Genomic DNA, 6465 nt, shown 5'->3' on the forward strand with positions numbered 1-6465 from the left:
CGCGGCGTCACGGCGTGACCGGCCCGGCGCGCAGCACCCCGCGGACCTGGTCGACCGTGACGGTGTGCGGGTCGAAGTCGGTCAGCCACCACGTGGCGCCGGCCGCGGCGAACGCGCCGAGGTCGGCGTCGGCCGGCAGCCCGACGGCGACGTCGTACGGCCCGTCCGCGCCGGCCTCGGCACGCAGCCGCCGGATCGTCTCGACGGCCTCCGCGAGCTGGTCCGGGTGTTCGAGGTTCACCGGGAAAAACCCGTCGTGCCGCGCGGCCCGCCGGATCGGCGCGGTCTTGCCGGGGAAGCCGGCGATCCACACCGGGATGGCGCCGGGCGCCGGCTCGAACGTGATGTCGTCGACCACGTAGTGCTCACCGCGGTGCCGGACGGTCTCGCCGGTCCAGGCGGCGCGGAGCACGGCCAGCGACTCGTCCAGCATGCCGGCGCGGACGCGGTCGTCGAGCTCCTCGCCCGTGCGGGAGAACTCCTCGCCGAACCGGTCGCTGCCGAGCCCGGCGCCGAGGATCAGCCGGCCGCCGCAGAGCCGGTCCAGAGTGGCCGTCTCGCGGGCCAGCTTCGCCGGGCGGCGGCGGGCGAGCGGCGTCACCATCGGCCCGAGCCGCAGCCGCTGGGTCGCCGTCGCCGCCGCCGCGAGCGTGATCCATGGGTCGGCGGCCGCGCGCACCGGCGCGCGCCAGCGCAGATGGTCCCAGACGAACACGCCGTCCCAGCCCGCCTCCTCGGCCTCGGCCGCCAGCCGCACCACGACGGCGGGCTCGGCCAGTTCGTCGAACAGCGGCAGCCAGAGCGCGGAACGCAGCGTCATCGGGCCACCGTAGTGGGCGCCCGGACCGGCGCGGGTCGCCGCCGGCGCGGGCGCGCTTTCGCCGGCGGCGAACCGGCCTCCCGGAACCCCCGCCGGCGCCGCTACCGTGAGCTCATGAGTGGCCCTGAGGAACGCGAAGAGCGGTCGACGCCGCTGTTGCGCACGATGGTCGGCGACGTGCTGCGCCGAACGCGACAGGAACAGGGCCGCACGCTGGCCGATGTCGCGTCCGACGCGAAGGTCTCGATGCCCTACCTGTCCGAGCTCGAGCGTGGCCGCAAGGAGGCCTCGTCCGAGGTGCTCGCGGCGGTCTGCGAGGGGCTCGGGCTCGAGCTGTCCGACCTGCTCGGCGCGGTCCGGCACGACCTCGACGAGCACCGTGCCACGGTCATCCGGCTCGACACCGTCCGCGCCCTGCGCCGGCGCGAGCCCGTGCGCGCGCTGCCGACACCGCGCCGCCGCCCGTCGTCGGGCCGCAACGGCGACGTCCTCCTGCTCGCGGCGTGACTGTCGCGCCCGGCCGTACGAGCAGCCGGGCGCGCCAGGTGAGCGGGGTCAGCCGTAGACCGCGCCGGCGGGGATGGCCTTCCGGCTGGCGATGATCTTGTCGGCCAGGCCGTAGTCGACCGCCTCCTGCGCGGAGAAGGTCTTGTTGCGGTCGGTGTCGGCGCGGATCTTCTCCACCGGGTGGCCGGTGTGCCGGCTGAGCACCTCGTCCATCTCGGCCCGCACCTTCGCCACCTCCTTGGCCTGGACGGCGAGGTCGGGCAGCGTCCCGCGGGCCTGGCTGGACGGCTGGTGCAGCATGACCTTCGCGTGCGGCAGCACGAACCGCCGTCCGGGCGCGCCGGCGGCCAGCAGCACCGCCGCCGTCTCCGACGCCTGGCCCATGCAGGTGGTCGACACCGGCGGCGTCACGTACTGCATGGTGTCGTAGATCGCGGTCAGCGCGCTGTACGTCCCGCCGGGCGAGTTGATGTACAGCCCGATCTCCATGTCCGCGCTGACCGACTCCAGGTGCAGCAACTGGGCCATGACGACGTTCGCGACGCCGTCGTCGATCGGCGTGCCGATGAAGACGATCCGCTCGTTCAGCAGCCGCGAGTAGATGTCGAAGGCCCGCTCGCCCGACGGCGTCTTCTCGATGACGGTCGGGATCGTGTACTGGCTCACGCGCCCACCCCCACGACCGGGCGGCCGGACCGCGGGCGGACGTCGTCCATGTGCTCGACGATGTGATCGATGAAGCCGTAGGCCAGCGCTTCGTCGGCGGTGTACCAGCGGTCGCGCTGGCTGTCCGCCTCGATCCGCTCCGGCGACTGGCCGGTGTGCTCCGCCGTCAGCGCCGTCATCAGCGCGCTCGTGCGAGCCAGCTGCTCGGAGTAGATCTCGATGTCCGCCGCCGTTCCGCCGAACCCGGCCGAGCCCTGGTGCATGAGCACCTGCGCGTGCGGCAGGCTGAACCGTTTGCCCGGCGTGCCGGCGGTGAGCAGGAACTGCCCCATGCTCGCCGCCAGCCCCATCGCCAGTGTGCTGACGTCGTTCGGCACCAGCCGCATCGTGTCGTAGATCGCCAGGCCGGCGCTGACCGAGCCGCCGGGGGAGTTGATGTAGAGGCTGATGTCGCTGCGCGGGTCCTCCGCCGACAACAGCAGCAGCTGCGCGCAGAGCCGGTTGGCGATCTGGTCGTCGACCTCGCTGCCCAGGACGATGATCCGTTGGTGGAGGAGCCGGGTGGCCAGCTGGTCGTCCAGCGTCCCGGTGATCGGTCCCGCGTTCGTCACGGCGTTCTCCCTGCTCTCAGCGGTGTTCAGGTGGTCCTGACACCGATCATCGGCAGCGTGGGAGAGCCGCTCCAACACAATCTGCTGGCAGCAGAGGCGGGCGGCCGGATCAGCCGCGGCGGCCCCAGACGAGGTACGCGATGGGGCCGGTGGGCTGGACGGCCAGCGCGGGCCACCACAGCGCCTTCGGCCCGCGGACCTGGGTGGACGGACGGCGCGCGAGGTCGGCCGCCGCGAGCGCCGTGAGCACCAGCTCGGCGGTGCCCAAGGCGACGATCGCGGTGCGCTGGGCGGTGGTGAGATCGCTCCACCGCCGGGTCGACGTCATGGTCGGACGCTATCAGCGCAGACGGTCGTAGGTGAGGTAGATCGCGCCGGACTCCGACGTCGCCAGGTCGGCCAGCGACCACGAGCTGCGCGGGACGCCGTCCTCGAACAGCCGGGCACCGCCGCCGACCAGCTCGGGGCAGAGGTTGAGGGTCAGCCGGTCCACCTCGCCGGCGTCGAGCAGCGTGCGGATGATGCTGACGCTGTTCTGGATGACGATGTCGCCGCCGGGCTGGTCGCGCAGCCGGCGCACCTCGGTGGCCGGGTCGTTCTCGGCCAGCCGGGAGTTCTGCCACGGGGTCTCGGTGAGCGTCGTCGAGAACACCACCTTCTTGACGGTGTCCAGCCAGCGGGCCAGCGTGCGGTCGCGGGGCTCGGCGTTCTCGTCCCGAGCGACGGCCGGCCAGTAGCCGCCGAAGCCCTCGTAGTTCTTCCGGCCGAGCAGGATCGTCGTGGCGGTGGTGGTCATCCGGACCGACTGGTCGCGCTGCGAGTCGGTGACCGCGTGCGGCGCCACCCAGCTCATGTCGTACTCCCCGCCGGGGCCGTAGTAGCGGCCGTCGAGCGAGAGGGACAGGTTGGCGACGACCCGGCGGTTGGTGGTCTCGGTCATGATCGGCTCCTTCGGTTCGGCACCTCGGTTCGGCGCCTCGGTCGTGTCGACGAATCGATCGTGTCGCGGCCGGGCGGCCGGAACATCTGCCAGGTGGCCGATCTGTGGTGCGACACTGCTGGGGATGTCCGACATCGGCCACCTCCCACCCGAGCTGTCGTCGTTCGTCGGCCGGGCCGCCGAGCTGGGCGCCGTCGGCGGCGGTGTGCGGGCGGGGCAGTTGCTGACGCTGGCCGGACCGGGTGGCTGCGGGAAGACCCGGCTGGCCGTCCGCGTCTGCCAGGACCTCGCGGCTGCCTGGCCGGCGGTGGTGTGGGCCGGGCTGGAGGACCTCCCGGAGGGTTCTGGCGACGGCGTGGCCGGTCGCGTCGCGGAGTCGCTGGACGTGCCGCTCCCGGACGGGCCCGATCGTGCGGCGGCGCTGGCGCATGCGCTGCGGGAGCGGCGGCTGCTGCTGGCGCTGGACAACTGCGAGCACGTGGTCGACGGCGTCGCCGAGCTCGCCGCCGCGCTGCTGGCCCGCTGCCCGGAAATCGCTCTGCTGGCCACCAGCCGGGCCTCGCTCGGCGTCGTGGGGGAGCGGGTCTGGCGGGTGCCGCCGCTGGATCTCGCCGACGCCCTGGACCTCTTCCTCGACCGCGCCGGCGCGACCGGCGACGCGGCGGCGACGGCGGGCGCCCGGCGGGTCTGCGACCGGCTGGACCGGCTGCCGCTCGCGTTGGAGCTGGCCGCCGGCTGGGCCGGGACGCTGTCGCCGGCGCAGATCGCCGACTCCCTCGCCGACCCGTACGCGCTGCTCGACGGTGGCGCGCGGACGGCGGCGTTCCGGCAGCGGACGCTGGAGTCGTCGATGCGGTGGAGCCACTCGCTGCTCGACGACGACGAGCGGGTGCTGTTCCGGCGGCTGGCCGTGTTCGAGCCGGGGTTCGCCGCGGACGCCGTCGTGGCCGTCGGCGGGCTGCCCGGGCCGTCGTTGCTGAAGGCGCTGCGCGGGGTGATCGACAAGTCGCTGGTCGTCGCGGACGCGACCGGCCCGGTGGCGCGGTACCGCCTGCTCGGCGTCGTCCGGGCGTACGCGCAGGCGCGACTGGACGAGGCGGGCGAGACCGCCGCCGTCCGCGACCGGCACCTCGGCCACGGCCTGACCCGGCTGGCCGAGCTGGCACCGCTGCTGGACACCGACCGCGACGCCTGGCGCCGCGCCGTCGGGGCCGAGTACCCGAACCTGCGCGCCGCCGTCGAGTGGGGCCTGAGCCGCGACGACGCGACCGGCGGGCGGCGGCTGGCGGCCGGGCTGGCCTGGCTGTGGCACCTGGAGGCGCGCGGCACGGAAGGGCTGGTCCTGCTGCGGCGGGCGGCGGAGCGCGGTGCCGGCGAGCGGACGCCGTTGCAGGCCCAGGTGCTGACAGCGCTCGCACTGGTCGCCGACACCGCCGTGCCCGGCGGCGACGGCTACCGCGCGGCCCACGAGGCGCTGGCGCTGCTGACGGACCCGGGGGTCGTGTCGGGCGTCGGCGCGGGGGTCGGGTCGGGCGGCGGCGCGGGGGTCGGGTCGGGCGGCGCTGTGGCGGGGACGGAGCCGCTGGCGCGGTCGCTGGTGGCGATCGGCTGGGTCGGGATCGACCTGGACCGCGCCCGGGCCGAGGCCGTCCGGTCCCGCGACGATGCTCGGGCGGCCGGCGTCGGGTTCGTCGCCGACGCGGCGGAGGCGCTGATCGCCCTCGTCCACCTGCTCCGTGACCAGCACCGCGACGCCGTCGCCCACCTCGATCCGGCCGTCGCCGGGCTGCTGGCCCGCGGCGATCGGGGCACGGCGTCGTCGGCGTTGAGCTGGCTGGCCGCCAGCACCGCGCAGCTGGGCGACGTCACCGGGGCCGCCGAGCTCGCCGAGCGCGCCGTCGCGACCGCCCGGCCGCTGCACGACTTCCACCGCATCGCCATCGCCGCCGCGACGCTGGCCGAGCTGCGCACCATGCAGGGCCGGCCGGACGAGGCCGCCGCCGTCCTGGCGCCGATCGACGAGATCGCGTCGGGCGCCGATGCGGCGCCGTACCTTCCCGGATGGGAGCGCGCCCACGCGTTCGTCGCGCTGAGGCAGGGCCGCGCCGCCGACGCCGTCGAATGGGGCCGGCGCGAGCTGCGCTGGCTGCCCGAGCCGCGGGAGGAGCTGCTGCTGCCGGAGAGCCGGCTGGTGCTCGCCGCGGCGCTGCGGGCCGCCGGCTCTCCGTCCGCGGCGGGCGAGCTGCTGGCGGGGCTGGCCGCGGACGACGCCGTGCGGGACCGGCCGCGGATCCGGGCCGACCTGCTCGAGCAGCGGGCACTGCTGGCCGGCGACGACGTCGACGCCGCCGTGCGGCTGCACCACGAGGCGCTGCGGCTGCGCGCCGATCACGACCTCGTACTCGGATGCATCGAGAGCCTCGGCGCGTTGGCCACGCTGCTGGCCGGGCGCGGGGCCGTCGAGGCGGCCGGCGTACTGGCCGGTGCGGCCGCACGGGCTCGGGAGGCGGCCGGCCTGGCGGACCCGGCACCCGACGCCGACGTCGCCGCCGCGCTCGACGAGGCCGCCGTCGATCGGGGCCGCTCCCTGCCGCTACCCGACGCCATCGCCTACGCCATGCGCGCCCGCGGCCGGCGTCGTCGTCCGGACCACGGCTGGGCCAGCCTCACGCCCGCCGAACGCTCCGTCGTCGACCTCGCCGTGCAGGGACTGTCGAACCCGGAGATCGGCGAGCGGCTGTTCATGAGCCGCGGCACCGTCAAGACCCACTTGGCGCACGTGTACGCGAAGCTGCAGGTCGCGAACCGGACCGAGCTGGCCGCGCTGCCGCGCGACCAGTCGCGGTGAGCCTCACCCGGACGGCGACGCGGAACCGGCGGCCGGCCCGCTCCGTTCCGGCGCCCGGATGTACTGGTGGCCG

At 75.2% G+C, this 6465-nt stretch carries 7 protein-coding genes; 2 read left to right on the plus strand and 5 right to left on the minus strand.

All coding sequences use genetic code 11. The features are described from left to right. Positions 1-7 precede the first annotated feature (7 nt). Positions 8-820 (minus strand): LLM class flavin-dependent oxidoreductase, encoded by an 813-nt coding sequence (locus DZA62_RS32175; RefSeq protein ID WP_116953061.1) that lies wholly within the window; start codon positions 818-820, stop codon positions 8-10. 114 nt (positions 821-934) lie between these two features. Here DZA62_RS32175 and DZA62_RS37355 point away from each other — a divergent pair, with 114 nt between their 5' ends. Next, on the plus strand, positions 935-1327 hold the full coding sequence (locus DZA62_RS37355; RefSeq protein WP_198664426.1) for a helix-turn-helix domain-containing protein: 393 nt from the start codon (positions 935-937) through the stop codon (positions 1325-1327). Between the two features lie 48 nt (positions 1328-1375). Here the strand turns inward: DZA62_RS37355 and DZA62_RS32185 are convergent, their stop codons facing one another. The 4 genes from DZA62_RS32185 to DZA62_RS32200 form a co-directional block, all read right to left on the minus strand. Beyond that, positions 1376-1993, minus strand: coding sequence for a ClpP family protease (locus DZA62_RS32185; RefSeq protein ID WP_116953062.1), 618 nt, complete (start codon positions 1991-1993; stop codon positions 1376-1378). Continuing rightward, positions 1990-2604, minus strand: coding sequence for a ClpP family protease (locus DZA62_RS32190; RefSeq protein ID WP_116953063.1), 615 nt, complete (start codon positions 2602-2604; stop codon positions 1990-1992). Before DZA62_RS32190 ends, DZA62_RS32185 begins: the two co-directional genes overlap by 4 nt. A 109-nt stretch (positions 2605-2713) precedes the next feature. Then, positions 2714-2932 carry a PLDc N-terminal domain-containing protein gene (locus DZA62_RS32195; RefSeq protein ID WP_116953064.1) on the minus strand — a complete coding sequence of 73 codons (219 nt, stop codon included), beginning with the start codon at positions 2930-2932 and terminating at the stop codon, positions 2714-2716. A 12-nt stretch (positions 2933-2944) separates the two neighbouring features. Next, positions 2945-3544 (minus strand): dihydrofolate reductase family protein, encoded by a 600-nt coding sequence (locus tag DZA62_RS32200; RefSeq protein WP_116953065.1) that lies wholly within the window; start codon positions 3542-3544, stop codon positions 2945-2947. A gap of 124 nt (positions 3545-3668) precedes the next feature. Here DZA62_RS32200 and DZA62_RS37360 point away from each other — a divergent pair, with 124 nt between their 5' ends. Beyond that, a complete protein-coding gene (locus tag DZA62_RS37360) occupies positions 3669-6392 on the plus strand; it encodes a helix-turn-helix transcriptional regulator (protein ID WP_116953066.1) in 2724 nt (907 codons plus the stop codon). Positions 6393-6465 lie beyond the last annotated feature (73 nt).

The sequence above is a fragment of the Jiangella endophytica genome, assembly GCF_003427025.1.
Taxonomy (GTDB): Bacteria; Actinomycetota; Actinomycetes; order Jiangellales; family Jiangellaceae; genus Jiangella; species Jiangella endophytica.